Raw genomic sequence first — 478 nt, 5'->3', positions numbered from 1 at the left:
CAGAGATGTGTATAAGAGACAGACTCCGACCACGGCACGGCGTACGGGGACGGCGGCTACACCGGCCACCGGCTGGGCCACGAAGCCGTCTGGACCGTGCCGTACGCCCACTTCTTCCTCGATCCGGGGGTACCTCGATGACCACCACCACGACCGTCGCCGCAGGCATGGGCACGGCCACGGGCGCCAGGCCGTACCAGAGCTACATCTACGCCTATCCGCACAAGACGGCCTACCGCCCGCTCGCCGCACACCCTCAGGGGCGCCCGCCACTGAGCGGGCTGTGGGCGGGTGAGCCCAAGGACGCGCTCTCCCTCTACCTCCACATACCGTTCTGCGAGGTGCGCTGCGGCTTCTGCAACCTGTTCACGAGGATCGGCGCCCCGGACGAGCTGACCACGCGATACCTCGGCGCCCTGGACCGCCAGGCCACGGCGGTCCGGGACGCGCTGGGCGACGTGGACCCGGTGCGTTCGCC

2 pseudogenes are annotated in these 478 nt (G+C 69.9%); both read left to right on the top strand.

What is annotated here, in order from left to right:
• Positions 1 to 24: 24 nt before the first annotated feature.
• A pseudogene (locus tag IH13_RS45090) lies at positions 25 to 141 on the top strand (metalloenzyme domain-containing protein); the annotation flags it as partial.
• Positions 138 to 478, top strand: a pseudogene (locus tag IH13_RS0128715) (coproporphyrinogen III oxidase family protein); the annotation flags it as partial. The pseudogenes IH13_RS45090 and IH13_RS0128715, both read left to right, overlap by 4 nt.

It is taken from the genome of Streptomyces sp. NRRL WC-3549 (assembly GCF_000721935.1).
Classification (GTDB): domain Bacteria; phylum Actinomycetota; class Actinomycetes; order Streptomycetales; family Streptomycetaceae; genus Streptomyces.
The sequence above is the reverse complement of the archived record's forward strand: the minus strand, read 5'-3'. Positions and strand labels throughout refer to the sequence as shown.